General features: G+C 72.6%; 23 protein-coding genes. 10 read left to right on the forward strand and 13 right to left on the reverse strand.

The genetic code is table 11. The features are described 5' to 3' along the window. Nucleotides 1-6: 6 nt before the first annotated feature. Complete coding sequence (locus ACFYXE_RS00335; protein ID WP_389307574.1) at nt 7-882, reverse strand: helix-turn-helix transcriptional regulator; 876 nt, start codon at nt 880-882, stop codon at nt 7-9. A gap of 227 nt (nt 883-1,109) precedes the next feature. Between ACFYXE_RS00335 and ACFYXE_RS00340 the strand changes: the two genes are divergently transcribed. Further along, on the forward strand, nt 1,110-2,537 hold the full coding sequence (locus ACFYXE_RS00340) for an MFS transporter (RefSeq protein WP_389307576.1): 1,428 nt from the start codon (nt 1,110-1,112) through the stop codon (nt 2,535-2,537). On the opposite strand, the gene ACFYXE_RS00345 is transcribed toward ACFYXE_RS00340, so the two are convergent. The 4 genes from ACFYXE_RS00345 to ACFYXE_RS00360 all read right to left on the reverse strand — a co-directional run bounded on the left by ACFYXE_RS00345 (nt 2,479) and on the right by ACFYXE_RS00360 (nt 6,209). Then, nucleotides 2,479-3,564, reverse strand: a complete 1,086-nt coding sequence (locus ACFYXE_RS00345) for a molybdopterin-dependent oxidoreductase (RefSeq protein ID WP_389307578.1) — start codon at nt 3,562-3,564, stop codon at nt 2,479-2,481. The genes ACFYXE_RS00340 and ACFYXE_RS00345 overlap by 59 nt on opposite strands. Continuing rightward, nucleotides 3,564-3,704, reverse strand: a complete 141-nt coding sequence (locus tag ACFYXE_RS00350; RefSeq protein ID WP_389307580.1) for a hypothetical protein — start codon at nt 3,702-3,704, stop codon at nt 3,564-3,566. Before ACFYXE_RS00350 ends, ACFYXE_RS00345 begins: the two co-directional genes overlap by 1 nt. A 173-nt stretch (nt 3,705-3,877) precedes the next feature. Then, nucleotides 3,878-5,038 (reverse strand): lipase family protein, encoded by a 1,161-nt coding sequence (locus ACFYXE_RS00355; protein ID WP_389307582.1) that lies wholly within the window; start codon nt 5,036-5,038, stop codon nt 3,878-3,880. Between the two features lie 133 nt (nt 5,039-5,171). Further along, nucleotides 5,172-6,209, reverse strand: coding sequence for an AraC family transcriptional regulator (locus ACFYXE_RS00360; RefSeq protein ID WP_389307584.1), 1,038 nt, complete (start codon nt 6,207-6,209; stop codon nt 5,172-5,174). 127 nt (nt 6,210-6,336) lie between these two features. Here ACFYXE_RS00360 and ACFYXE_RS00365 point away from each other — a divergent pair, with 127 nt between their 5' ends. Then, on the forward strand, nt 6,337-8,139 hold the full coding sequence (locus ACFYXE_RS00365) for an AMP-dependent synthetase/ligase (RefSeq protein ID WP_389307586.1): 1,803 nt from the start codon (nt 6,337-6,339) through the stop codon (nt 8,137-8,139). Here ACFYXE_RS00365 and ACFYXE_RS00370 read toward each other — a convergent pair. Then, on the reverse strand, nt 8,105-8,419 hold the full coding sequence (locus tag ACFYXE_RS00370; RefSeq protein ID WP_361165294.1) for an AzlD domain-containing protein: 315 nt from the start codon (nt 8,417-8,419) through the stop codon (nt 8,105-8,107). The genes ACFYXE_RS00365 and ACFYXE_RS00370 overlap by 35 nt on opposite strands. Continuing rightward, entirely contained in the window at nt 8,416-9,183 is a 768-nt protein-coding gene (locus tag ACFYXE_RS00375) for an AzlC family ABC transporter permease (RefSeq protein WP_389307588.1), read from the reverse strand. Before ACFYXE_RS00375 ends, ACFYXE_RS00370 begins: the two co-directional genes overlap by 4 nt. A 97-nt stretch (nt 9,184-9,280) precedes the next feature. Between ACFYXE_RS00375 and ACFYXE_RS00380 the strand changes: the two genes are divergently transcribed. Beyond that, complete coding sequence (locus ACFYXE_RS00380; protein WP_389307590.1) at nt 9,281-9,841, forward strand: helix-turn-helix domain-containing protein; 561 nt, start codon at nt 9,281-9,283, stop codon at nt 9,839-9,841. A 244-nt stretch (nt 9,842-10,085) separates the two neighbouring features. On the opposite strand, the gene ACFYXE_RS00385 is transcribed toward ACFYXE_RS00380, so the two are convergent. After that, on the reverse strand, nt 10,086-10,289 hold the full coding sequence (locus ACFYXE_RS00385) for a cold-shock protein (protein WP_006138897.1): 204 nt from the start codon (nt 10,287-10,289) through the stop codon (nt 10,086-10,088). 336 nt (nt 10,290-10,625) lie between these two features. Here ACFYXE_RS00385 and ACFYXE_RS00390 point away from each other — a divergent pair, with 336 nt between their 5' ends. Further along, nucleotides 10,626-11,480: a menaquinone biosynthetic enzyme MqnA/MqnD family protein gene (locus tag ACFYXE_RS00390; RefSeq protein WP_389309420.1), complete on the forward strand. Its 855-nt coding sequence runs from the start codon at nt 10,626-10,628 to the stop codon at nt 11,478-11,480. An 8-nt stretch (nt 11,481-11,488) separates the two neighbouring features. On the opposite strand, the gene ACFYXE_RS00395 is transcribed toward ACFYXE_RS00390, so the two are convergent. After that, nucleotides 11,489-12,526 (reverse strand): alpha/beta hydrolase, encoded by a 1,038-nt coding sequence (locus ACFYXE_RS00395; protein ID WP_389307593.1) that lies wholly within the window; start codon nt 12,524-12,526, stop codon nt 11,489-11,491. A gap of 163 nt (nt 12,527-12,689) precedes the next feature. Here ACFYXE_RS00395 and ACFYXE_RS00400 point away from each other — a divergent pair, with 163 nt between their 5' ends. Then, complete coding sequence (locus ACFYXE_RS00400) at nt 12,690-14,372, forward strand: serine/threonine-protein kinase (RefSeq protein WP_389307595.1); 1,683 nt, start codon at nt 12,690-12,692, stop codon at nt 14,370-14,372. 45 nt (nt 14,373-14,417) lie between these two features. Here the strand turns inward: ACFYXE_RS00400 and ACFYXE_RS00405 are convergent, their stop codons facing one another. Further along, nucleotides 14,418-19,133, reverse strand: coding sequence for an FtsK/SpoIIIE domain-containing protein (locus ACFYXE_RS00405; RefSeq protein ID WP_389307597.1), 4,716 nt, complete (start codon nt 19,131-19,133; stop codon nt 14,418-14,420). A 258-nt stretch (nt 19,134-19,391) separates the two neighbouring features. On the opposite strand from ACFYXE_RS00405, the gene ACFYXE_RS00410 reads away from it, so the two are divergent. The 5 genes from ACFYXE_RS00410 (at nt 19,392) to ACFYXE_RS00430 (ending at nt 22,853) form a co-directional block, all read left to right on the forward strand. Continuing rightward, nucleotides 19,392-19,691 carry a WXG100 family type VII secretion target gene (locus ACFYXE_RS00410; RefSeq protein ID WP_361165312.1) on the forward strand — a complete coding sequence of 100 codons (300 nt, stop codon included), beginning with the start codon at nt 19,392-19,394 and terminating at the stop codon, nt 19,689-19,691. Nucleotides 19,692-19,800: 109 nt separating this feature from the next. Further along, entirely contained in the window at nt 19,801-20,190 is a 390-nt protein-coding gene (locus ACFYXE_RS00415) for a hypothetical protein (RefSeq protein WP_389307600.1), read from the forward strand. Beyond that, complete coding sequence (locus tag ACFYXE_RS00420; RefSeq protein ID WP_389307602.1) at nt 20,190-21,569, forward strand: hypothetical protein; 1,380 nt, start codon at nt 20,190-20,192, stop codon at nt 21,567-21,569. Before ACFYXE_RS00415 ends, ACFYXE_RS00420 begins: the two co-directional genes overlap by 1 nt. Next, on the forward strand, nt 21,569-22,255 hold the full coding sequence (locus tag ACFYXE_RS00425) for a hypothetical protein (RefSeq protein ID WP_389307604.1): 687 nt from the start codon (nt 21,569-21,571) through the stop codon (nt 22,253-22,255). The genes ACFYXE_RS00420 and ACFYXE_RS00425 overlap by 1 nt, the downstream gene beginning before the upstream one ends. A gap of 1 nt (nt 22,256) precedes the next feature. Beyond that, nucleotides 22,257-22,853 carry a hypothetical protein gene (locus ACFYXE_RS00430; RefSeq protein ID WP_389307606.1) on the forward strand — a complete coding sequence of 199 codons (597 nt, stop codon included), beginning with the start codon at nt 22,257-22,259 and terminating at the stop codon, nt 22,851-22,853. 20 nt (nt 22,854-22,873) lie between these two features. Here ACFYXE_RS00430 and ACFYXE_RS00435 read toward each other — a convergent pair whose 3' ends face one another. The 3 genes from ACFYXE_RS00435 to ACFYXE_RS00445 are packed head-to-tail and all read right to left on the reverse strand — an operon-like array spanning nt 22,874 to nt 24,740. Next, nucleotides 22,874-23,437: a hypothetical protein gene (locus ACFYXE_RS00435; RefSeq protein WP_361165327.1), complete on the reverse strand. Its 564-nt coding sequence runs from the start codon at nt 23,435-23,437 to the stop codon at nt 22,874-22,876. Then, entirely contained in the window at nt 23,434-24,156 is a 723-nt protein-coding gene (locus ACFYXE_RS00440) for a hypothetical protein (RefSeq protein ID WP_389307608.1), read from the reverse strand. Before ACFYXE_RS00440 ends, ACFYXE_RS00435 begins: the two co-directional genes overlap by 4 nt. Then, the gene (locus ACFYXE_RS00445; protein ID WP_361165333.1) at nt 24,156-24,740 is read right to left on the reverse strand and encodes a hypothetical protein; all 585 of its coding nucleotides are present in this window, start codon (nt 24,738-24,740) and stop codon (nt 24,156-24,158) included. The genes ACFYXE_RS00440 and ACFYXE_RS00445 overlap by 1 nt, the downstream gene beginning before the upstream one ends. Nucleotides 24,741-24,753: the final 13 nt, after the last annotated feature.

Raw genomic sequence — 24,753 nt, forward strand, 5'->3', positions numbered from 1 at the left:
CGCGGGTCAGTGCGTGCGGGGCAGCCGCAGCATCGCCGCCTCGTCCGGTGAGCCCTCCGGGGCCTGGTAGACCACCATCCGCTGCCCGCCCGTGCGCGCGAGCCGCATCACCTCGTACGTGAGGGTCATCGCGCCGACCTTCGGGTGCTCGAACGACTTGGTGCCGCCGCCGCGCTCGCTCACGTCGTACCGCTCCCAGATGCGGGCGAAGTCCGGCGACTTCAGGAGCAGTTCGCCGACCAGGCTGGTCAGCTGCGGCGAGTCCGTGTCGGTGCCCGCGATCGCGCGCAGGTGCGACACCGACTTGGCGACCGTCTCCTCCCACGGCCGGTACAGGACGCGGCCCACCGGGTGCAGGAAGAGGTAGCGCAGGACGTTGCGCTGCTCGGCGGGCCACTCCCACAGGCCGGGGAGCAGCGCCCTGCCGGGGGCGTTGGCGGCCAGCATGTAGCTGTGCCTGCTCACCACGTACGCCGGCAGCGGGGTCAGCGCGTCCAGCATGCGCAGGGTGGAATCGCGGACCGTGTGGTCGGCCGTGGGGTGCGGTTCGGTGAGACGCCCCGACGCCAGCTCGGCCAGGTCGCGCAGGCGGTCGTGCGCGTCGCCCGTCAGGCGCAGGGCGCGCGCCAGGGCGTCGATGACGGGCGGCGACGGGTTCGTCTCGCGGCCCCGCTCCAGGCGCGTGTAGTAGTCGACGCTCACCCCGGCGAGGGTGGCGAGCTCCTCGCGGCGCAGGCCCGGCGTGCGCCGGATCCCGGCGCCCGCGGGCAGGCCCGCCTCGGCCGGGGTGACCCGGGCCCTGCGGGCGCGGAGGTAGCGGCCCAGTTCGGTGCCGGTGCTCGTCCCGTTCGCCTGCGCCGGGTGCGTGGTGCTTTCCGTCATCCGCACATTGTCCCTGGCCGGCCGCCGCCGTGGGGGGCCGTGTCAGGGCCAGGAACGGGGCACCCCGGTGAACCGCGGCCTGCCACCGCGCGGCGCCGGGCCGCAGAGTGGAGCTCGTTGCGGGCGGCTCGGCCACCGCGGCCCAGGGGGCGCACGACGCCGGGCCGCGGCCCGGTGGCCGTGTCCGCCCGCCCGTTCCTGCCCACCTGCCGTCCCGGAGGCGTTCCGTGCCCGTCGTTCTCGCTCCCCGGCCCGCCCGGGCCACCGCATCCGCGTCCCGGCCCGCCGCCCGCCCCACCTCCTCCGTCGCCCTGGCCGCCGCGCTCCTCGGCTTCGCCGTCATCACCATCGACGTCACCGCCGTGAACATCGCGCTGCCCGACATCCGCGCCTCCCTGCACGGCGGCATGGCCGGACTGCAGTGGGTCGTCGACGCCTACACCCTCATGTTCGCCGCGCTCATGCTGTCGGCCGGGGCGCTCGCCGACCGGGCCGGGGCGCGCCGCGCCTACGCCTGGGGCGTGGGGCTGTTCACGCTCGCCTCGCTGGCCTGCGCCGTCGCGCCCGGCATCGGCGCGCTCGTCGCGGCCCGGGTCGCCCAGGGCGCGGGCGCCGCCGTCGTCATGCCCGCCTCGCTCGCCCTGATCCGCCAGGCCTACGACGACCCGCGCCGCCGGGCCCGCGCCATCGCCCTGTGGACCGTGGGCGGTTCGGTGTCCGTGGCGGTCGGGCCCGTGCTCGGCGGCGTCCTGACGGAGGCCGCCGGGTGGCGGTCCGTCTTCCTGCTCAACCTGCCCGTCGGCGCCCTGATCCTGGTCCTGCTCGCCCGCGTCGCCCCCTCCCCGCGCCGTCCCGCGCCGCTCGACCTCGGCGGGCAGGTGACGGCCGTACTGGCCCTCGCGGGCCTCGCGTTCGCCGTCATCGAGGGCGGACACCTGGGGTGGACCAGCGCGCCCGTGCTCGCCGCCTTCGCGGTGGCCGTCGCCGCCGGATGCGCCTTCCACGCCGCGGAGAAGCGGCACGCGGCGCCGATGGTCCCGCTCGCCCTGCTGCGGCAGCGCCAGGTCGGCGTCGCCCTCGCCGTCGGCTTCGCGGTGAACGCCGGGTTCTACGGCGTGACCTTCCTGCTCGGCCTGTACTACCAGCAGTTGCGCGGCATGTCGGGCGTCGCCGCGGGCCTGATGTTCGTGCCGCTCGCCTTCCTCATCACGGCCACCAACCTCGTCTCGCCGCGGGCCGCCGAGCGGTTCGGGCGGCGCCGGGTCATCGTCCTCGGCCAGGCGATCCTCGCCCTCGCCATGTTCGTCCTGGTGCCGCTGGGTGACCGGACGCCGCTGTGGCTCGTCCTCGTCCTGCTCGTGCCGACCGGTCTCGGCGGCGCCTTCGCGGTCCCCGCGCTGACCGCGCAGCTCATGGACAGCGTCCCCGGCGAGCGCGCGGGCACGGCCTCCGGACTGCTCAACTCCCTGCGCCAGACCGGCGGGGCGATGTCGGTGGCGCTGTTCGGCGCGCTGCTCGCGGGCGGCGGGGCCGGCGAGGGGTTCTCGCTCCCGGGGATGCGCACGGGACTCGTCGTCGTGGGCCTGACCCTGTGCCTCACGACCGCCGTGTCGGTGTGGCTGCTGCCCCGCGACCGGGGCGACCGCGCCGCGTGACCGTGAACGCCACCTCGTGGACCGCGTTGCGTGCGCCGGGGCCCGGCTGGACGCGGCCCGACCGGTCCGTCGCGCGGGAGCGGACGGTGTGCGGGCCCGGCCCGAGCGGGCGGCGCAGCGAGAAGCCCTGCCACGCCGGGTCGGCGCCGCGCACGTCGAGCGTGGCGGGCTCCCACGGGCCGCCGTCCACGGAGAGGTCGAGGCGGACGACCTCCGTCGTGGACCACGCGCGGCCCCGGAACGTGACCGTGCCCGGGGCCAGTTCGGCGCCCGGGCCCGGCGCGAGCACCTTGCTGTTGACGTCCAGCGCGCGCACCGGCGTCGGGGCGTCGGCGCCCGGCAGCCGCCGGGTGTAGAAGGTCGTCGTGAACATGTGCCGCGGGCGCTCGTCGCTCAGCACGATCCGGGTCAGCCACTTCACCGCGTTCGTGCCGAACATGCGCGGGACCACCGCGCGCAGCGGGAAGCCGTGCCGGGCGCGCAGCGGCTCGCCGTTCATCCCGTGGGCCAGGAACACGTCGTCGTACGCGGTGCCGAGCGGCAGGTCCTTCAGGTACGAGAGGCCGTCCTCGCCGTGGAAGGAGCCGGTGTCCGCGCCTTCGAGGAGGACGTGCCGGGCGCCGGGCAGCGGGCGGGCGCGGTCCAGGAGCAGGGCGAGCGGCAGGCCCGTCCACGCCACGTTCGTGACGGCGCGGGTGGGGGTGTCGGGCCGCAGCGGGCTGCCGAAGCACTCGTGGACGGCGGTCAGTTGCTCGCGCGGCAGGGCGTGGACGGCGGCCAGATCGAGCCGCAGGGGCCGCTCCACCAGACCGTCGACGGTCAGGGTCCAGGTGTCCGGGTCGATCTCGGGGAGTCCGAGGTGGGTGCGGACGAAGACGTGGTCCACCGGGGTGACGAAGTCGGGGCCCGGCGCGGGGTCCGCCCGCGAGGGGTCCTCCGGCGGAGGCGTCAGCGGGGCCGCGGGAGCCGTCGGCGCGGCGGGTACGGCTGGTGTGGCCGAAGCGACAGGTGTGGCGGGTGTGGGCATCAGACCGTTCCCGTCCCGGATCCCTCCTGTTCGGTGCCCGGTTCCGCCGCCGCGGGATGCGGCTGGGCGTCGGACGCCTTCATGGCCAGGACGAACAGGGCGAGCAGGGTCAGGGACAGGATGGTGGGCGCGACGAGCATGACGAGAATTCCCCCCGGTTCTCGAACTTCTGCGGCCCGAAGATCCTATGGGGGCGGCCTCGCGCTGCCCAACGGTTTTCCTGGAGCGGCGCTCGTGCGGCGTGGCAGGCAGGGACCCCGGTGGCGGACGGGGCGTCCCGGACCCGCGGGACGCCCCCACCGTGCCTCTGCGATCAGCAGTTGCCGCGGGCCGGTTTGCCCGCGAAGCGGTCCGCCAGCCACTGGGCGGCGAACGGCGACTGCGTGATCACGCCGCTCACGTGCTCGCCGAGCGGAATCGTGTGCCACTCCACGTTCGCGCCCCGCGCGCACCAGTCCGCACGGACCTGCTTGCCGACGCCGTACGGGATCAGCTCGTCGGCCAGCGCGTGGTACTGGTACACCGGGGCGTCCGGCTTGACCGTGCCGACCCGCGACTCGGTCAGGCGCCGCTGCCAGTCCGGCTGGTCGAGGGGGTTCCGCGTCGTCATCGACGCGATCGACTTGAAGGACCCGAGCACCGCGCCGTCCGCGACGCAGCTGTTCCGCAGGGCGCCGATGAGCGTCCTGCCCAGCGGGTTGAGGTAGGAGTCGAGCTTCAGCTCGGGGAACGCCGCGTTCTGGCCGATCGCCGCCATGAAGATCAGGCCGGAGCCGTACGAACCGTCGTTGAACTTCGCCACCTTCAGCAGGTCGCCCGGGATGCCGCCGGTCGCCGTGCCCTTGACGTCCAGGTCGGGGGCGTACGAGCCGTGCAGCTCGGCCGCCCACGACGAGGCCTGGCCGCCCTGCGAGTAGCCCATGATGCCGACCGGCGTGTCCTCGGCCAGGCCCGCCTCGGGCAGCCGGATCGCGGCGCGGGCCGCGTCCAGCATGGCCTGGCCCTCGGCCCGGCCCACCGTGTAGGTGTGGTCGCCGGGGGTGCCGAGGCCCTCGTAGTCGGTGACGGCCACCGCCCAGCCGCGCAGGGTGAGCTGCTGGATGAGGTTGGCCTCCACGGCGGTGCCCTGGGGGAAGCCCGCGCTGGGCGCGCAGTGGTCGCCGACGCCGACGGTCCCCACGGCGTACGTGATCAGCGGGCGCGGGCCCTTCCTGCCGTCCTGGGGCACGATGACCGTGCCCGAGACGGTGTTCGGCCGGCCGGACGCCGTGGTCGAGCGGTAATGGATCTTCCAGGCCTTGGTGTTCGTGGGCTGGCCGGGCAGCGGGTGGAAGCTGCTCGGCTCGGAGCTCACGACGTCGCCGGGGGACCCGGCGGCCCGCTCGTCGGCCTGCGCCGCGGCGAGCGGGGTGACGGCCGACAGACCGAGCGCGGCCACCAGGGCCCACGCTCCGGCACCGGTACGTGTGTGCATGCGGCTCTCCCAACTGTCCTCAGGGGCTGGGGGTGTTCCGGCAACGACCGTAGTGACTTGCGAGTAAGTTCCGGGCTGACCGGGACGCTCACCTTCGTTGACCCCTGCTCGCAGGCGCCCGCGCGGCGCCCGCTCAGCCGCCCGGCGCCGTCCGCGCCGGGTCGCGGGGGCCTTCCGTGCCGGTGCGGTACGCGCCCGGGGTCGTCCCCGTCCACCGCCGGAACGCCCGGTGGAAGGCCGTGTCCTCGGAGAAGCCGAGCCGCGCCGCGAGCTCCGCGATCGGCTCGTGGCCCTCGACGAGACCGGCGATGGCCGCGTCACGGCGCACCGCGTCCTTCAACTGCTGGTACGACGTGGACTCCTGGGCGAGGCGGCGGCGCAGCGTCGCCGGGCTCACCGCGAGCCGCGCCGAGATCTCGCCGAGCGAGGGCAGCCGCGGCGAGGAGCGCAGGCTCCGGGCGAGCGCCCGGCGGACCTGCTCGGCGACGGTCGTGCCGTACTCGCGCCGGGTGAGCAGCTCAAAGGGCGCCCTGCGCAGCATCTCGTCCAGCGCGTCCTCGTCCCTGATCAGCGGCGCGTCCAGCCAGTGCGGGTCGAATCCGGCGCCGGTGCGCTCGGCGCCGAACCGCACCGGGCAGCCGAAGAGCAGCTCGTACTCGTCCTTGTGCGGGGGCGGCGGATGCCCGAACTCGGCCCAGCGCAGCGGGATGCGGCGGCCGATCAGCCAGCTGCACAGCCGGTGCCAGATGATGACCAGGCACTCGGCGAGGAAGTAGTCCTGCTCCAGGTCGTTGCGGACGGTGAACACCGCCTCGGCGCCCAGGCGTTCCAGGGCGAGGTCGGGCCCGCCGGGGAAGAGGCCGTAGAAGGTGGCGCCCCGGCACACGGCGGCGCCCAGGTCGCGGCAGCCCAGCGAGGCCTGGCACATCATCGCGAACGTGCCGGGCCTGCTGACGGCGGAGCCGAGGCCGAGGAACTCGTCCTGCGTGACGCGGTACAGCTCGCGGAAAAGCCGGGCGAACTGCGGCGCGGTGACCCGGGCCCGGTCGTCGCCCAGGAGCAGCGGCGGTATCTGCGCCCCCCGCAGCAGCGGCACGGTGTCCACGCCGCCGCGCTCGGCACCGCGCAGCACGGCCCGCACATGGTGCACGGTGATCGTCCGCCTGGCCATGTGTCGACGTTAGCGCCGCGCGGCGCGGCCCGACACACCCCGTGGGGCGGCGGCTGAGCGCCCCGGTCAGTGGTGCTGACGTTTCGCGTCATCCCGGGCGCCGGGCCCGCTCCTTAGCGTCGTACCCATGCAGCAGACGCGGAAGGACCTCGTGGCCCCGGCCGAACTGCCCGGCACGCTGGCGCTCCTCGCGGAGTGGGCGGCCGAACGGCACGGCGCGCTGCCCGCGCTGCGCTTCCGGCGCGCGGGGGAGTGGCAGGAGCTCTCGTACACCGGGCTGCGGGACGCGGCCCGCGGGGTGGGCCGGGCCCTGCTGGCGCTCGGGGTGCGCCCCGGCGACCGCGTGGCGGTCCTCGCCGAGACCAGGCCGGAGTGGACCTGCACCCACTTCGGTGTCCTTGCGGCCGGCGCGGTCGTGGTGCCGGTGTATCCCACGGCGGGCGACGAGGAGGTCGCCTGGGTCGTGGCGGACTCCGGGGCGACGGCGGTGATCTGCGAGGACGCGGCGCAGGCGGCGAAGGTCGAGCGGCTGCGCGGGCGGTTCCCCGACGTGCGGAACGTGCTGCGGATGGACCAGGATCCGGCCGGACTCGGCCCGCTGGACGAGCTGTTGGCCCGCGCGCGGGCGCGGCGCGGCGACGACCTGGCCACCATCATCTACACCTCGGGCACCACGGGTCCGCCCAAGGGCTGCCTGCTGACGCACGGCAACCTGCTCGCGGTGCAGGCCGCCACGGTGCCGCTGGTGGCGGGCGGCCCCGGCGACTCGACGTACCTCTATCTGCCGCTCGCCCATCTCCTGGCCCAGCTCATCGAGTTCACCACGCTCATCGAGGGCGGCGCGCTCACCTTCTTCGGCGGGCGCGTCGAGGACGTCGTCGCCGAGCTCGCCGAGGCGCGGCCCACCCATCTGCCGTCCGTGCCGAGGCTCTTCGAGAAGGTGCGCTCGGTGGTGCTCTCGCTCGCCGAGGCGCAGGAGGGCGGGCGCGAGCGGTTCGAGGAGGCGGTGCGCATCGGGGTGCTCGCCGCCGACGGCGAGCTGCCGGCCGAGCTGAAGGACGCGTACGAGGCGGCTGACAAGGCGCTCTACGGCCTGGTCCGGCAGGCGCTCGGCGGCCGCGTGCGGTGGGCGGTGACGGGCGGGGCGCCCATCGCGCCGGACACCGTGGACTTCCTGCGGGCCTGCGGCATCGCGGTCTACGAGGGCTACGGGATGACGGAGTCGGCGGGCGTGCTGACCCTCAACCACCCGGGCGCCGTGCGGTACGGGACGGTCGGGCGTCCGGTGGACGGCGTCGAGCTGGCCGTCGCGGACGACGGCGAGGTCCTGGCCAGGGGCGCGATGGTCTTCCCCGGCTACCACAACAACCCGGCGGCCACCCGCGAGGCGCTCGACGAGGACGGCTGGCTGCACACCGGCGACCTGGGGACCCTCGACGACGACGGCTACCTGACGATCACCGGCCGCAAGAAGGACCTCATCATCACCTCGGGCGGCAAGAACCTGACGCCCTCGCTCAGCGAACTCGCCCTGCAGACCTCACGGTTCGTCTCCCGCGCCGTGATGGTCGGGGACCGCCGCCCCTACCCGGTCGCGCTCATCACGCTGGACGCGGAGGAGGTCGCCGGCTGGGCGGCGCGGGAAGGCGTGACGCTGACGGGACCCGCCTCCCGCGACCCGCGCGTGCGCGCCCTGGTCCAGGAGGCGGTGGACGCCGTCAACGCCACGGTGTCGCGGCCCGCCCGCATCCGCGGCTTCGCCCTGCTCGACGAGGACTTCACGATCGAGGACGGCCTGCTCACCCCGAGCCTGAAGGTCCGCAGGAAGGCGGTGACGGACCGGTACGCGCACGTCGTGGCGGAGCTGTACGCGCGGGACGCGGCAGGATCCGGCCTCAGTGGACCCCCGCGAGGCGCAGCAGCGCCGTAGTCGCCGCGGCGCCCACCACGACGAGGGCGAACGGTGCCCGGCGCCAGGCGAGCACCCCGCCGGCCAGCACCCCGGCGGGCCTGGCCCACCCGGCGAAGCCCTGCCCCTCGGTGAGCGCGCCGGTGGCGAGCAGCGCGACGAGCAGCACGGTGGCGCCGACGGCCAGCAGTTCCTGGACCCGCGCCGGGAGTTCGACGCGGCCGTGCAGCACCGGCCCGGCGAGCCGGAAGACGTAGGTCCCCGCGGCGAGGACGAGGACGCAGGCGAGCGTGGCGTTCATGCGGCACTCCCGGACGAGGCGGGGCGGGGGCGGCGGGGCCCGCGCCGGGCGGGGAGCAGACCGAGCAGGGCGAGCAGCACCGGCACCCCCGCGGGCAGCAGCGGGGCCGCGAGGACGGCGACGACGGCACCGGCCGCCGACGCCCGCCGGGCCGCGCTGTCGGCGCGCAGGGCGGGCAGCACCAGCGCGAGCAGCACCGCGGGGAAGGCCGCGTCGAGCCCGAACCGGTCGGTGTCGCCGAGCGCGGATCCGGCGAGGGTGCCCGCGAGCACGCTCACGTTCCAGGCGACGAACAGGCCGGTGCCGGATATCCAGAAGGCGGCCCTGCGCTGCCTGCGGCCGTGCTGGGCCAGTACGAAGGCGGCGGTCTCGTCGGTGACCAGGTGCGCGCCGATCAGCCGGGCGGTCCAGGACCGGCCGAGGTCGTCGGCGAGCGCCAGGCTGAAGGCGGCGGTCCGGGAGTTGAGCAGCAGCCCGGTCGCCGCGGCGGCCACCGGTCCGCCGCCCGCGGTGAGGATGCCGACGGCGCTGAACTGGGCGGAGCCCGCGTACACGAGCAGCGACATGACCACGGGCACCCAGACGGGCAGCCCGCCCGCGACCGCGATGGCGCCGAAGGAGAGCCCGACGACGGCGTCGGCGAGCCAGACCAGCGCGATGTCGCGCAGCACGCCGGGCGGCAGGTCGGAGAGGCGGACGAGGCCGCCGGACACGCCGTCGTCCGTTCGGTCGGCCGGATCGTCTGTTCGGTGTGGCGAACGCATGCGTCGTAGGATGGGCGGAGCGGGGCGTGTTCGTCAAGCCGAACGATCGGTCCCCTGTACCGAACGCACGGGGATGAGCCCAGGAGGAACACCAGCCATGGCCGACGGATCCCGTATGCCGCGCGAATGGGTCGCGGCGGCGCTGCGGCGCGAGCGCACGAGGGCGGGGCTCTCCCTCTCCGAGCTGGCCAAGCGGGCCGGCATCGCGAAGTCCACGCTGTCCCAGCTGGAGGCGGCGACCGGCAACCCGGGCATCGAGACGCTCTGGGCCCTGGCCGTCGCGCTCGGCGTGCCGTTCAGCGTGCTCGTGGAGTCACCGGCCCCCGCGGTGACGGTCATCCGCGCGGGTGAAGGCCCGACGATGCACGCCGAGAACTCGTCGTACGCGGGCACGCTGCTCTCCCCGGGCCCGACCGGCGTGCGCCGCGACCTCTACCACGGCGCCCTGGAGCCGGGCGCCGCCCGCGAGTCGGACGCGCACATCCCGGGCTCGGTGGAGCACCTGGTCATCAGCACGGGCCGCCTCCTGGCGGGCCCGCACGGCGAAACGGTGGAACTGTCCCCCGGCGACTACATGTCCTACCGGGCCGACGTCCCCCACTCCTACGAGGCCCTGACCCCCCGCACGACCTTCATCCTGATCATGCAACACACCTAGACCAGGACCGCGAACGACGGCAAGCGGGTAAGGGGCGCGGGGAACTGCGCAATCGTGAAGGGCCCCACCCACCGACCGCAACGCCGACCACCCAGCCCCCCGTCCCAAGGCCCAGGGGCCAGAAAAAGGCAGGAGCCCCACCTCCCCCGCTCACGCGGAGGAGCAGGGCTCCTTGGGTACTGCTATCCATCTCCGGATCTGGTCACCGGAGCAATCACACGCCCCACTCGCGTGGAGCGCCCGATTACATCGGGGTGACGTTCTCCGCCTGCGGACCCTTCGGGCCCTGCGTCACGTCGAAGGAAACGGCCTGGTTCTCCTCGAGGGAGCGGAAGCCGTTCGCGTTGATCGCGGAGTAGTGGACGAAGACGTCCGGGCCGCCGCCTTCCTGGGCAATGAAGCCAAAGCCCTTTTCAGCGTTGAACCACTTCACGGTTCCGGTAGCCATAAGCCCTCCTTGGGCCAAAGGGTTGCCCTGCTCCAGAACCAGCGATTGTTTAAACAACTGCATAAGTCTGAAAACGACGAGAGCCCGCGGGGTCACATGCTCCGCAGGCTCTGTACTGCAAGGGAAACCAAACTGCAACTTGCGGCGAGCTTAGCACGCACGGACCGGAATGCAATAGGGGGCAAGATCACGTCACCCGGAGGTTTGACGGGGCTCCCGGCGGGGTTGACGGGGCCGGTCGGGGACCCGGCGCCCGCACCGTACCGGACGGGGGCTAGCCTCCCCGATGTGGACAATTCTCCCCTGGACGCCTTCGCGGGGGCAGGCGCCGAACAGCTGCACGACTCCCGCCGCATTCCCCGGCCGCGCGTCGGTCACATCCAGTTCCTGAACTGCATGCCCCTGTACTGGGGCCTCGCGCGGACCGGGACGCTCCTCGACTTCGAGCTGACCAAGGACACCCCCGAGAAGCTCAGCGAGCAGCTGGTCAGGGGCGAACTCGACATCGCGCCCGTCACGCTGGTCGAGTTCCTGAAGAACGCCGACGACCTCGTCGCCTTCCCCGACCTCGCGGTCGGCTGCGACGGCCCCGTCATGTCCTGCGTGATCGTCTCGCAGGTGCCGCTGGACCGCCTCGACGGCGCCCGTGTGGCGCTCGGCTCGACGTCGCGGACCTCCGTGCGCCTGGCCCAGCTGCTGCTCGCCGAGCGGTACGGCGTACAGCCCGACTACTACACGTGCCCGCCCGACCTGGGGCTGATGATGCAGGAGGCGGACGCCGCCGTCCTGATCGGCGACGCCGCGCTGCGCGCCAACCTCATCGACGGACCGCGGCTCGGCCTGGACGTGTACGACCTCGGGCAGATGTGGAAGGACTGGACGGGCCTGCCGTTCGTCTTCGCCGTCTGGGCCGCCCGCCGCGACTACGCCGCGCGCGAGCCGGAGGTCGTGCGCGCGGTGCACAAGGCCTTCCTCTCCTCCCGCGACCTCTCCCTGGAGGAGGTCGGCAAGGTCGCCGAGCAGGCCGCGCGCTGGGAGTCCTTCGACGCCGGCGTCCTGGAGCGGTACTTCACCACGCTCGACTTCCGCTTCGGCGGCGAGCAGTTGGCGGGCGTGACCGAGTTCGCCCGCAGGGTCGGCCCGACGACGGGCTTCCCCGCCGACGTGGAGGTCGCGCTGCTGCGGCCCTGACCCGGGGCTCAGCCGTTCGGGATCGGCGCCTGCATGTGCCCGCTGATCCACTGGATGGGGCCGTCGGCCATGGCGGGCACGTAGGAGCGCGCGTTGTGGCCGCCGCCCGGGATGACGTTGAGCCGCGTCTTCACGGGGCCCTTCCCGTACGTGTCCATGAAGGACCGCAGCTTCGCCCGGCCGGACTCCCGCGTGCCGATCTGGAAGGCGAGGTCGACCTCGGGGCCCTTCCGGTCGGCCAGGTGCCGGGCGAGACGTTCCGGGTCGTTGGCCCGGCGCTCCTTCTCGTGCCCGGCCCACAGCGGTGAGTCCGGGACGATGTCCGGGCCGCTCGCGATCACGGCGCGGAACTTCTCCGGGTGCTTGAGGACCGACTTCAGGCCGACGAAGCCGCCCGACGAGGAGCCCATGAAGGCCCAGCCGTCCCGGGACCTGAAGGTGCGGAAATTGGCCTTGACGAAATCGGGCACGTCATCCGTCATCCACGTGCCCATTTTGGGCTGTCCCGGTATATCGCTGCCGTCGTAATAGTTCTTTGCGTCCGGATTGAGCACGGGCATCACCACGATGAACGGCAGGCTCTTTCCCTCCCGGGACCACGCGGCGATGCTGCTCTCCAGCTTGAGGTCGGTCCCCATCCAGTAATTGTTGGGATAGCCGTTGCCGCCGGGCAGGGCCATCAGTACTGGGAAGCCGCTGTTCGCGTACTTCGGGTCGAAGTACTGCTTGGGCGCCCAGACCCACACCTTGCCGGTGAATCCGGACTTCTTCCCCTTCAGCGTCGTCACGGCGATCTTCGTGCCGTCGTCCAGGGTGCTCTCGGTCGTGAAGTCCGCCCTGGGTCCGGTGGGGAGCAGCGTCTTGTCGGCCGCCGAGCCCTTCGCCTGCTGACCTCCGCCCGCCTGCCCCGACCCTTCCGACTGCCGCGGGTTGTCGAAGCTCACGGGCTCGCCCTTGTCGGAGGAGCAGGCCGACAGGAGGAGGGCCGAGGCCAGAGCGGCGGCGGTCGCGGCGAGGGCGGGCGTGGACGGGCGGCGGCGTGTCATGGGGACCTCGGGACGGGGACGTAGGCGATCAATACGGTCATTACGCACATGTAGAGGGCAATGCGGGCGGGGGCGTTCCCCGGGCGGCTTCCGCACTACGCTGATCCGCGGTGCGGCGAGGCGCGCGAGGTGTCCCGCGGCACGCCTGGGGGAGGCCAAGGTCATGCATCCGCTCGAAGCCGGCGAACCCACGGTGATCGGTCCCTACCGGCTGCTCGGCCGGCTCGGCTCGGGCGGCATGGGCCGGGTCTATCTGGGGCGCAGCGCGGGCGGCAGGACCGTCGCGGTGAAGATCGTGCACCCCCACTTCGCGCTCGACGACGAGTTCCGCGCCCGCTTCCGCCGCGAGGTCGACGCGGCCCGCCGGGTCGGCGGCGACTGGACCGCGCCCGTCCTGGACGCGGACCCGGACGCGCCCGTGCCGTGGGTCGCCACGGGGTACGCGGCGGGCCCCTCGCTGACCGAGGCGGTACGCGACGGCGCGCCGCTGCCCGAGCACTCCGTACGGGTCCTGGGCGCGGGCCTCGCCGAGGCGCTGGCGCACGTGCACGCGCTCGGCCTCGTCCACCGCGACGTGAAGCCGTCGAACGTGCTGCTCACCCTCGACGGGCCGCGCCTGATCGACTTCGGCATCGCGCGGGCCACGGACGGCACGGCCTCGCTCACCGCCACCGGCGTCTCCATCGGCTCGCCCGGCTACATGGCGCCCGAGCAGATCCTCGGCCGGGGCGTGACGGGCGCGGCGGACGTCTTCTCGCTGGGCGCGGTGCTCGTGTACGCGGCGACGGGGGAGTCGCCCTTCCCCGGCGACTCGTCGGCCGCGCTGCTCTACAAGGTCGTCCACGAGCCGCCCGAACTGGGCGCGCTCCACGGCGACCTGCGGGAGCTCGCCGCGTCCTGCCTCGCCAAGGACGCGGCGGCGCGGCCCGCTCCCGGGGACCTGGCGCGTGCCCTCGCCCCGGGCGGCGCGGCGGCCCTGGTCGCGGCCGGGTGGCTGCCGGGGCCCGTGGTCGAGCGGGTCAGCCGCGGCGCGGTGCGCCTCCTCGACCTGGACACGGGCGCGGGCGCCCCGCCGGTGGACGCCCCCTCCGGCCCGGTGGAGTTCGACGCCCCCTCCGTGGAAGGGGCGTTCGGGCCGCCGGACGCCTCGTACGGCGCACATCCCGCGCATCCCGCGCGCCCCGGGCAGGCCGACGGGGAACGGCCCCCGCCCGCCGCCCCGGACACCCGTCCGGCCGGCAAGTTCTCCGTCTCCGTCGCCGCGACCTCGGGCCCGGACGGGGCGAACGGCGGCGGCCACAAGGTCAGTTGCACGGTGGCGCTCGCCATGGCGGGGGCGCTGGCGGCCGTCACGGTCGGCTCGGTCTTCGTCTTCGGCATGCTGCCGGACCGCGACGGCGACGACGGCGGCGGGGACCAGGGCAGCGGGCGGCCCCCGGCGGCGTCCGCCACCCCCAGCGCCCCCGCCCAGGACGACGCCACGGGCAAGGTCCCCGGCGCCTACCTCGGCACGTGGCGCGGCGAGGCCACCGCGAGCGGCGGCACGGTCCCGCTCGGCACGTTCACGCTCACCCTGCGCCAGAGCAGGCCGGGCGAGCGCCTCGGCACGGTCGTGCAGCGCGACCCGATCGGCAACACCTGCACGGACGTCCTCACCCTGCGGTCGGCCACGTCCCGGCGCCTGGTGGCGACGGGCAAGGGGGCCGACACCAACGGCGCCCAGTGCTCCCAGGCCCCCCACACGATCACCCTGACCCCCACCGGCGAGGACCTCACCTACACCTCGAAGGACCCGGGGGCGGGCAATCCGCAGTCCCGCCTGAAGCACCTGAAGCAGGCGGACTGACCCGGGCCCGCCGCACCCCGGCGGGCCCCCGCGCGGCGGCCCGCCCTACAACGGCGTCGTCACCGTGGCGAGTTCGCCGTTGCCGAGGTGCAGCATGCCCTTGCCCGGCGCGATCGGCCCGCCGACCACGCTGCGCGAGATGCGCAGGCCGATGAGGTCGCCGCTGGAGCTGTCCTGGGGGGAGAGGAGGATGCCCCTGCGGCCCTTCTTCGCGTCGACCTGCCAGCCCGAGAAGCCGCTGCAGACGTCCTCCTCGTCGCCCGCGAGGACCAGCGCGAGACCCAGCTCGGCGCCGCGCTGGATGATCCGCTTGAACTGGCTCGCCGCGTCGGCGTCCTCCAGCATCTCGGCGTCGTCGACGAGGACGACGACCGGGTCCTCGCGGGACGCGTCCGCCTCGTCGATCAGCTCCTCGAACTCGTCCTCGTCGACGTCGTCCCCGGTGAACACCTTCAACACGCCCTCGGTGCCCTCCAGTTCGCGCAGCGGCGACAGGCGGGGGGCGATCACGACCAGGCGTACGCCCTGCGCGCGGAAGGAACGGGCCATGTTCATCAGGACCGTCGAGCGGCCCGACTTGGCCGGGCCCGCGATGACGAACGCCGGGACGCCCTGCGCGAGGTCGGGACCGTGGCCCATGACCTCGTCGCCGCCGATGCCCACCAGCGCCCACAGCCGCGAGCGCGCGGCGTCCGGGTCGCGCAGCTCCCACGCCTCCTCGAAGGTGATCCGGCTGGGCAGCGTGTCGACGCGGAACGGGCGCAGGTGGCGCGGCACGCCGGCGTCGCGGGCCGCCGCCTGCTCGCCGATCGCGGCGATCGCCGCCGCCTGCCCCTGGCCGGTGGAGTCCTCGGAGAGCAGCGCGAACTGCGTCTCCGTGCCGCTCTCGTTCTTGAAGGCGCGGCCCGGCGCGATCTCCTCGGGGACCTTGCGGGCCGGGATGCCGAGCATCGAGAAGTCGGAGCGGTCCGCGAGGCGCAGCCCGTACTTGTCCTCGGTGAGGGAGGAGATGCGGCCCACCAGGATCTGCCGGTCGCCCGTCATGACCATGTGGAGGCCGACGCTCGCGCCCTCGCGCATGATCGTGGTGATCTCGTCGGTGAGCGAGCCGTGGTCGACCTCGCCGAGCGTGGGCAGCCAGCCCTCCCAGCGGTCGAGCAGCACCACCAGGTGCGGCAGCCGCTCGTCGGCCGCCGCGTCGGCCCGCTGCTCGCCGATGTCCGCGTACCCCTTGTCGGCGAGCAGGTCCTGGCGGCGGGTCAGTTCGCCCTTGAGACGGTTGATCAGGCGCACCACGCGCTCGGTCTGGTTGCGGCCGACGACGGCGCCGCAGTGCGGCAGCCGGGTCAGCGCGTTCAGCGCGCCGTTGCCGCAGTCGATGCCGTACAGGTGGACGTCGGCGACGGAGTGCGTGCGCGCCAGGGAGCCCGCGATGGTCCGGAGCACCTGCGAGCGGCCGGAGCGCGGGGCGCCGCCGATCATCAGGTGGCCGAAGCCCGCGAAGTCCACGACGACCGGGCGGCGCGCCTGGTCGGCGGGCAGGTCCTCGACGCCGAACGCGGCGGGCGTGAGCGCGCCGGGCGCCGTGCGGGCCGCGGGCACCGGGATCTCGTCGAGCAGCAGGGTCTCGCCGAGCGCGGGCAGCCACGGGCTGTGCTGGGCGGGGATGCCGAGCGTGCGGTTGGCCTCGATGATCGTGTCGACCAGGACCTTCAGGTCGGTGATCTCCTCCTCCTCGCGGGCCTCCGCCTTCGGCTTCACCAGCGAGGCACGGCCCAGCGCGGACCAGTCGAGGGCGTCGACCCAGGGCGCCAGCACGGTCGGGTCGGCGGCGCCGGGCCGCCGGCCGCCGACGCGGCCCGACTGGAACGGTACGAGGGAGGCGTGCCCGAGACGCACGTACGCCCGTCCCGGGGTGTTCTTGGAGATGTGCCCGGCCTCGGGGGAGTCGATGACGTCGCTGGACTCGCCGCCGTCCGTCACGCGCAGCGCGATGCGGAGGTTGGTGTTGGCGCGGATCTCGGGGGAGACGACACCGGACGGACGCTGGGTGGCGAGCAGCAGGTGGATGCCGAGCGAACGGCCCCGCTGGGCGATGTTGACCAGGCCCGTCACGAAGTCGGGCAGGTCGCGCACCATCGAGGCGAACTCGTCGATGACGATGAGGAGCCGGGGCACCGGCGCGTGCGACGGGTCGCGCCGCACCAGGTCCTGGTAGTCCTCGATGTCCTTCGCGTCCGCGTCGGCGAGGATGTGCTCGCGCCGCTTCAGCTCGGCGCCCAGCGATTCGAGGGCGCGCTCGACGAGGTGCGCGTCGAGGTCGGTGACCATGCCGACGGTGTGCGGCAGCTTCACGCAGTCCTTGAACGCGGACCCGCCCTTGTAGTCGACGAGGACGAAGGTCATGTTCTCGGGGGTGTTGGCCACGGCGAGCGCGGCCACGATGGTCTGCAGCAGCTCGGACTTGCCGGAACCGGTGGTGCCCGCGATCAGACCGTGCGGGCCGTCCTTGCGCATGTCGATGCCGAAGGCACCGTCGTACGACTCGCCGATGACGGCCATCGTCGACTGCCCGCCCGCCTGCCAGCGCGCGGTGATCGCGCCGGACGTCGGCGGCTCCAGCTGCAGGACGTCCAGGAGCCGGCTCGACCCGGGCAGCGCGGAGTCCTCGGTCTCCCCGCTGATGTCGCGCAGCGGCGACACGGACCGGGCCAGGCGCAGGCACCAGGCGGGCGTCACGAAGTCGGGGCGTACGTCGCGCAGCCGCTCCGCGCCCGTCATCTCCACGCGCAGCCGCAGCTCCTGGCGGTCACTGGACTGCTGGGGGTCGGGCGCGGTGGTGTGCCACGCCTGGAAGGAGGGGAAGCCGCCGGGCACCTGGGGGGCCTGCGGGGGCCGGGCCGGCAGGTGCGGCGCGGCGGCCGAAGCCGCGAGCTGCTCCCGCGGCTTCGGCTCGGCGACGACGAAGGCCTGGCACTCGCCGGGCAGAAACCGTTCTTCGGTGTCGAGGCACAGCGCGTACAGGTGCACGGCGGGGCCCTCGCGCAGCAGCCGGACCACGCCCGGCAGCGACCGCAGCCGCCGCGAGCCGTCCCACACCACGACGATGTCCGGGTCGGTGAAGTGGGCGCCCTGGCTCTTGTTCTCCTCCACGGCCTTCACGCGCGCGTCGAGGATCTGCGTCAGCTCGCCGATGCGGGCGCCGACGGTCTCGGCGTCGGTGCCGATCAGGAGGTTGACGTCCTGGCCGCCGGACGGCCGCGCGTGCGGCAGCCAGCGCATCCAGTCCCAGCTGTCCTTCGAGGTGTTCTCGGTCAGCACGTAGAACTGCACGTCCATCGGGCTGTGCAGGGTCGCGGTCTGCGCGACGGCCCAGCGGCCGAGCGCGGTGGCGGAGTCGTCGGGCCCCGCGATGCCGATGACGCCGAGCCCCTTCAGCGGCAGCGCGACGGGCGCGTCCTCGATCTGCCAGGTCACCTGGCGCCGGTGCTCGTCCATCTCCGGGTCGTCCAGGACGACCTCGGAGGGCAGCCGGCCGGTGCCGAAGCGCAGCAGCAGGTGGTCGGCGTCGGTGCGCCGCCGCTCCCACAGGCGGGTGCGGGGGCCGGTGCTCAGGGCGAGCACCGCGGCGGGGTCGGGGATGGCGGCGCGCCGGTCGAGCCGCTCGGCGACCAGCGCGTCCTGGGCGTCCTTCTCGATCCGCGCCTTGGTCTCCTTGTACTCCTTGACCTGCTTCGCATGGGACTTGCGCCCGTGCTTCTTGTCCATGAAGTAGTTGCCGAACAGCATGATCGGGCTCAGGCCCGCCATGATCAGGTAGTACCAGCGGTTGAAGATCATCGCGGCGACGACGGCACCGACCAGCGGGAACAGCGCCATCAGCCACGGCAGTGGCCGCGCCTCGAACTCCCGGGGCGGGGAGGGCAGCCGGAAGGTGGTCTGCCGCTCGGGCGGCCGCAGCCGCGGCGGGCGGTTGTAGTCGAGCCCGGCGCCGTCCTCGGACCACTTCAGGGCGGCGTTCGGGGGCGTGTAGCGGACGAGTTCGAGCAGGGTGTTGCCGACGGCGATCTGCGCGCCCAGCGGCCAGGGGACGGTGTCCCTGCGGCCCTTCGCCCGGGCCTCCTTCTTCTCCTTGCGCTCCTGCTTCTCGCGCTTCTCCCGGGCCTTCTTCTCCTTGCGGGACTCGCCCTCGGGGGCGGGCCGCTCGGGCTCCTCCTTCTCGACGCCGAAGGGCTCCCCGTCGAGGGTGACGCCCTCCTTGTCCTTCTCCTCCCCGTGCAGGGTGACTTGGCACGTGCCATCGGTTGCAACTGACAACGTCAGGGCGCGGGCGGGCAGCTCCGGATCGTCGATGCGCAGGTACGAGGCCGGCCCGCCGCCGATGTCGTAGCGCCCGATGCCGAGCCGGTGGACGGCCCCGGCCGCACTCCCGCCGACGACGCGCAGCTCGACGAGACCGGAGGGCTCGCCCGGCAGGCAGCCGGCGGGATCGTCGAGACTGACGACGGCGCCCTCGCGCAGCGGCGAGGTGACGACGGTGGCGGTGGGGTCGACGGCGTACCCGTCGACGTAGATCATCGGCGCGTTGCCGCCGGGCACCTGCTGCCCCTGCCCGATGGGGATGATCTGCGCACCGCTGTGGCCGACCTGCCGGGCCAGTTCCACCGCGATGTCCTGCACGGTGGACTCGGGATCGGCGTCGAGAACCACGTCGGCGGCACCACCGCCGAACGGATCGACGACGGTCAGAGTCAGGCGCACGATCGTCCTCCCCGGAGCTGAACAATGCGCCTGACGATATCCGCTCCACCCTTCCCACAGGCAACGGCCTGTGCACGGGCTCATACCGGAATCGACCCCGCCGGCGGGGTGCCTCCTCATAGCAGACCTGTGACTCAACCGGACTGTGATCCCATCTGCCCCACCCGTAAGCTGCTGGCGCAAGAGCGGAAGATCGCACCATCCGCAAAGAGGAGCCACGGGGGTTGGCCCTGCGGCTAGTTGATTGGAGAGAGCCTCATGGCCAAGGACCTTGATGTCACATATCAGGACATGCGAGACGCGGCCAAGCACGTGGTCAAGGAGAAGGACAAGCTCAAGGAAAAGCTGGACGGCCTGAGGAAGTACATCGCGAACCTGGTCGAATCGGGCTTCGTCACGAAGAGCGCCTCGAAGGCGTTCGACGAGAACTTCGAGGAGTTCGTGAAGGGCGCGAAGGACACCCTCGACGGTCTGGACGGCATGGGCGACTACCTGACCAACGCCGCGGACAAGTTCGAGCAGATCGACGACGAGCTGGGCAAGGCTGCGCGGAAGTAGCGCCGGCGGCATGAGGCTCCGGGACGGGGTGACGGGCGTATCGCCCGTCACCCCGTCCTCGTTGCGGGGATGGCGGCGGGAAGGCGCCGCGCGACGGAGGGGACGTCCGATGGGCGAGTACACGAAGATCGACGATCTGGGTGTGATCCGGGAGATGGGGGTCGGTCTCGGGAGGATCAAGGACGCGTTCGACGGCCTCGGGAAGCTCAAGGGGCAGTACGAGGACGACTTCGGCGAGCACGATCTCTCCTGGCAGTTCGGGGACTTCGTGGAGAACTGGGAGAGCCACCGAGAGGAACTCGGCGAGGAGATCGCCCGCCTCGGCGAGCTCGCGAAGGCGGCCGCGAAGACGTACGAGAGCGTGGACGGCGAGCTGGCGAGGGTGCTGCGCGAGTCCGACCGGTCGGACCGGCCCGACCGGAAGGGCTCCGGTGGCTCCGGCGACTCCGGCGGCTCCGGTACGAAGGGTTCCGCCCGGGAGGGCGGGGGCACGCCCTGATGGCCGGGCAGCGCGCCGCGGACTGGCAGCCGCTGGCCGACCGGGACCCGGTCCCGGGCGACCCCGACCGTCTGGAGCAACTGGGCCGCAAGCTCCGCAGGACGGCCGACGAGCTGGAACGGCAGGTGCGGCACCTCAAGGCCGCGTCCGAGGTGACGTCCTGGGACAGCGACGCCGGCCAGGAGTTCCGGGAGAAGGCGAAGAAGTGCCGGGGCCGTCTGGAGGCCGCGCACAAGCGCTACCGGACGGTCGCCGACGCGGTGGGCGACCGGATCGTGGACCACGGAGCGGACTACGAGTCGAACGCGGCGGCGCCGCCCGGCAGTTACGCCACCGAACTCCACCGGGCCCAGCGGATCGCCGAGATCGCCCGGCGGGAGGCGCAGGAGGCCGAGGCCGACAGGAGCGCGGCCAAGAAGGGCCTGGACGGCCTGGCGGGAAGCCCCGGCAAGGACGACGCCAAGGGCGACGCCAAGAAGGACAAGGCCCGCAAGGAGAAACTGGAGGACCGGGCGGAGGCCGCCGGGAAGTCGTTGGAGGCGGCCCGGGAGAAACTGAAGAGGGCCGAGTCCATCCGCGACGCCGCCGCGCGCAGGGCGCGTGAGGCGATCGACGAGGTCATCTCGCACGACGCGCTCAAGGACGGTTTCTGGGACGACTTCGCCGACGTCGTCGCCATCGTCGCCGATGTGACGGAGAAGATCTCCAAATGGGCGGGCATCGCGGCGCTCGCGATCGGCTGGATTCCCGTCATCGGCCAGGGAATCGCCGGTTTCCTGGGCGCCGTCTCCATGGTGGCCACGCTCGTCAACATCGCCTGCACGGCGATTCAGGTCGGCATGGGCGACGAATCGTGGACGGCGCTCGCCACGGCGGCGGTGGGGCTGTTGATGATGGGGGCGGGGAAGGCGATGACGAAGATCAGCGGGCGGTATGCCAAGGGCCTGCTGACACGTATCCAGACTGCCAAGGGCGGCAAGGCGACTCCGCGGCAGCTCAAGCGCAACCGCCAGAAGTTCAACCGCGAGGCGGGCGTCGTCAAGGGGCTCGAAAAGGGCGACATCTTGAAATCCGTCCGGGAACCCGTGACGGAGATCTTCAAGGGGTCGACGTGGACCGACGCGTTCAAGGGCGGTTTTCGCGAGTCCGCGCGGGTGCTGAAAGATCGCGGAAACGGCAGCTACCTGAAAGGGATCGGCAAGTCGGCCACTCTGGCGGATCCCTCTGCGGCGTCCTACCTGAACGAGGCGAAACACCTGAGCAAGAGCCTGGGTGACCAGGGGTTCGATGTCAACAAGTTGTCGCGCAGTGCTACGCGGCTGAGTGTGGCCGGCAGTGGGGTCACGGCCGGCGGCCTATTCTTCGACGAGGTGTCTTGATGGAACAAGAGCAGCAGAATGAGGGCGGAGAACTTTCCGCCCCCGAGGACGATTTCCTCATCGACCTCGACTTCGACAACGGCTGGCTCGACCTCACGTTGCACGAGGGCACGCGTGACGAGGCCCGGCGGCTGGCCACAGATCTTGTGGAGCAGTTCGACCCGCTGCGTCTGGGCGGCGGCAAGGCGGCCCTGCGGCAGGAGCTGGAGGAGCACGCCCTGACGGCCCACGAGTCCGGACCGCTCCTGACCACCGTCGCCTATACGGAGGGCGGCGTGTTCCTGGCGGACCTCTCCGTCATCGCCTACGGAGAGGACGGAGTCACGCGCCCGTCACCGGAGGAGTATCGGGACATGCTCCTGAAGTGGTCCTATGCCGAAGTGAAGGGGGAGGCCCAGGTCGAGGAAGTCGAGTTGCCGATCGGTCCGGCCGTCCGGGTCCAGGCGGTGCTGGTCGAGAAGCGGCGCTTCGGCTGGGGCAAGAAGCTCAGCGAGTGTCTCCGGTACTGGGTCTGGCCGACCGGCCACGAGGAAATCCTGTTGGCCGAGGCGCGGTGGCTCAACTTCGAGCGCACGGACGAGCTGACCGATCTGGTCGACCGTCTGGTGCCCTCCATGCGCCTGCTGCCCGTTCCCGCGGAAGCCGCCCCGGACACCACCGTGCCCGAATCCCCCCACGAGAGCTGACATGCCCCTCCGCACCGCATGGGACACGCCTCCCAGCGACTACACGATCCTCGTGCCCGCCGGATGGTTCCAGCTGCACCTGGACCCCGAGGAGCGCGACCGCGGCATCGCCGCGCTGGCCGACCGGCAGTTCGCGGGCATCGACAACGCGCCCGTCCTCAAGGAACGCCTGATGCGCGACCTGCAGAAGCAGGCGAAGGCGGCCCACCGCGAGGGAGGCGTCGAGCTGTACGTCTCGCTGCTGACGGTCGAGGGCCTGCCCCTGGCGTCCTCACTGCTCGTGAGCCTGCTCCCGGACGGCTGGCCCGGCTGCCGTACGGCCCACGACCTGGCCCGCCGGCTGGGGGAGACGGGCCGCCCCGCGGAGGTCAGGAAGCTCGACGCGGCGGGCGACGCCGTACGGACGCAGAAGACCGAGGCCCCCGACCCCGAGCACCAGATGGGCAACACGCTGGCGACGACGACCGTGGCGTACCACGTACCCGTCCCGGCGAGCGACACGTGGCTCACGCTCACCTTCTCCACACCGATGGAGGGCCTGGCACCCCAGATGGTGGAACTCTTCGACACGGTGGCCGGGACGCTGCACTGGGAGTAGGGGGCGGCGCCCTCAGCCCGTCATACCCATCGCAGCGACTGCGCCATGGCCTCGCACAGCTCACCCACGGGGCTGTCGATTCCGGCGAGCGGCACGGTGAAGGAGAGGTGCAGGTACCCGACTCTTCCCGGCATGTGGACGAACAGATCCAGGGACGTCGCCGCGGCCACCCGCACGCACCTGCCCGCCGGAAGGTCGACCGTGGACACCTCGGCCCTGCCGTTGCGTTCCGCTAGCGTGCGCGCGAATTCCTCGGGCCCCGCGTAGAGGTCGCCCGGCATCGGAAGCAGCGACACCAGCAAGGTCGCCGGTGACGACACGGCGACGGCCGACTCCGACTTGAGGAAGAGTTCCAGGGCTCCTTGGGAGGCGCCGCTCTCGGCGGTGTTGCGCAGCGTGGACCACAGCCCCTGGCGCGCTTCCGCGGACATGTGGCGCGCCGCTGTCTGCTGGTCCACGAACTTCTTCAGCTGGGGGCGCCAACGGTCGAGCGTGAGATCGATGCGGAACCAGTCGCGGGGCACCAGGAGTTGATAGTCCTCCGGTGGTTCGTCCCGCTGGAGAGGCGTCTCGATCGCTCTCACTCGCCGATCTCCAGGAGCCGTCCCCGGGTGTCGATGGGGCTGCCGTGGGCGTCGAACAGGGTCACGCTCTTCGCGATGCCCGCGAACATCGAGGAGAAGACGTCCCAGCCCTCCTGGGTGGGGGTCGTCATCTCCAGGACGACCGCGGTGCCGTTGGAGAGCGGCACCTGCACGTTGATGAAGGAAGTCCAGAACGGCTCGTCGTGCCCGGAGGGGGCGAGTGCCGCCTCGATGAGTGCTTGCCGTGTTCCCACCCAGGACACGGCCGGACCGCACGGCAGGAGGATCTCGTCCACATCGCCCTGCCCCAGGGCGCGAAGTGCCCGCGCGGTATGGGGGACCGGACTGAACCGGGCCTCTTCGGCCAGGTCGATGAGGGAGAGGTTCACATTCGCGGTGCAGCGCGTCCCCTCGACTTCGGTGATGACGAATCCGGCGTACTGCACCCCGGCGTCGATCAGCTCGTCATAGGTCGCGATACACATGGCTGCCCAGTGGTACTGCATGTCGGGAGTGCCCTTGGGCATGATCTCCCGAGCCAACTCGACGATCCGGTCGGCCAGATCCTCGATGGAATCGGCTTCCGCCGGGAGTTCGAAGAACCCCTCCGGCATGACCCATCGGACGTGTACCGGTTCTCCGTCCCCGACGGAGGACATCCCGGGACCCTTGGTCCCCTCGCTCTTGGTCACGTCGCTGCCGGGCATCAGCGCAGTCATCAGAACCTGTTCCTGTCGGGCAGCTCGAGTTCATCGGCCTCCGGGTGGAAGTTGGCCGCGAAGGGATAGGGCCCGTAGTGCGGGTAGAAGGCGGGGACGTCACCGCCGTTCTCAGCGGCGATGTGAGCGATCTTCCGGTAGGCGGCAGCCCGTGCCCGTACCTTCTGGCGGGGCCGGTTTCCCCACTGCCGGATCAGCGTGCCGACGAAGAACGCCACGAGCCCCGCGACGACGACTCCGGCCGCCGCGTAGTAGAGCGACTGGTTGCGGGCCGACTCCCAGTACTGGACGTACGCGCCCCAGTAGGCGAAGAGGCCGAAGAGGATCAGCGCGGTCGGCCACGCCAGCCTCTTTCCGGCGTTGTGCAGCTGCGTGTCGTCGATGTGCCGCAGCCGCAGCAGCGTGAGAACGGCCTCGTCGTCGAGGAAGTCGAACCGCAGCCGCCGGCCTTCGGCCTCCGCGGCCTCGCGGGCAGCCGGTACCGCGGCCAGTACCTCGCCGGGAACCATCGTCCTGATGATTCCCTCCCGTGCTCTGTACTCCCACGGTCCGGGTTCCCGGTCGTTGTCTACCTCGTCCGACATGTGAAGTGCTCCT

The sequence above is a fragment of the Streptomyces sp. NPDC002564 genome (assembly GCF_042889645.1).
Taxonomy (GTDB): domain Bacteria; phylum Actinomycetota; class Actinomycetes; order Streptomycetales; family Streptomycetaceae; genus Streptomyces.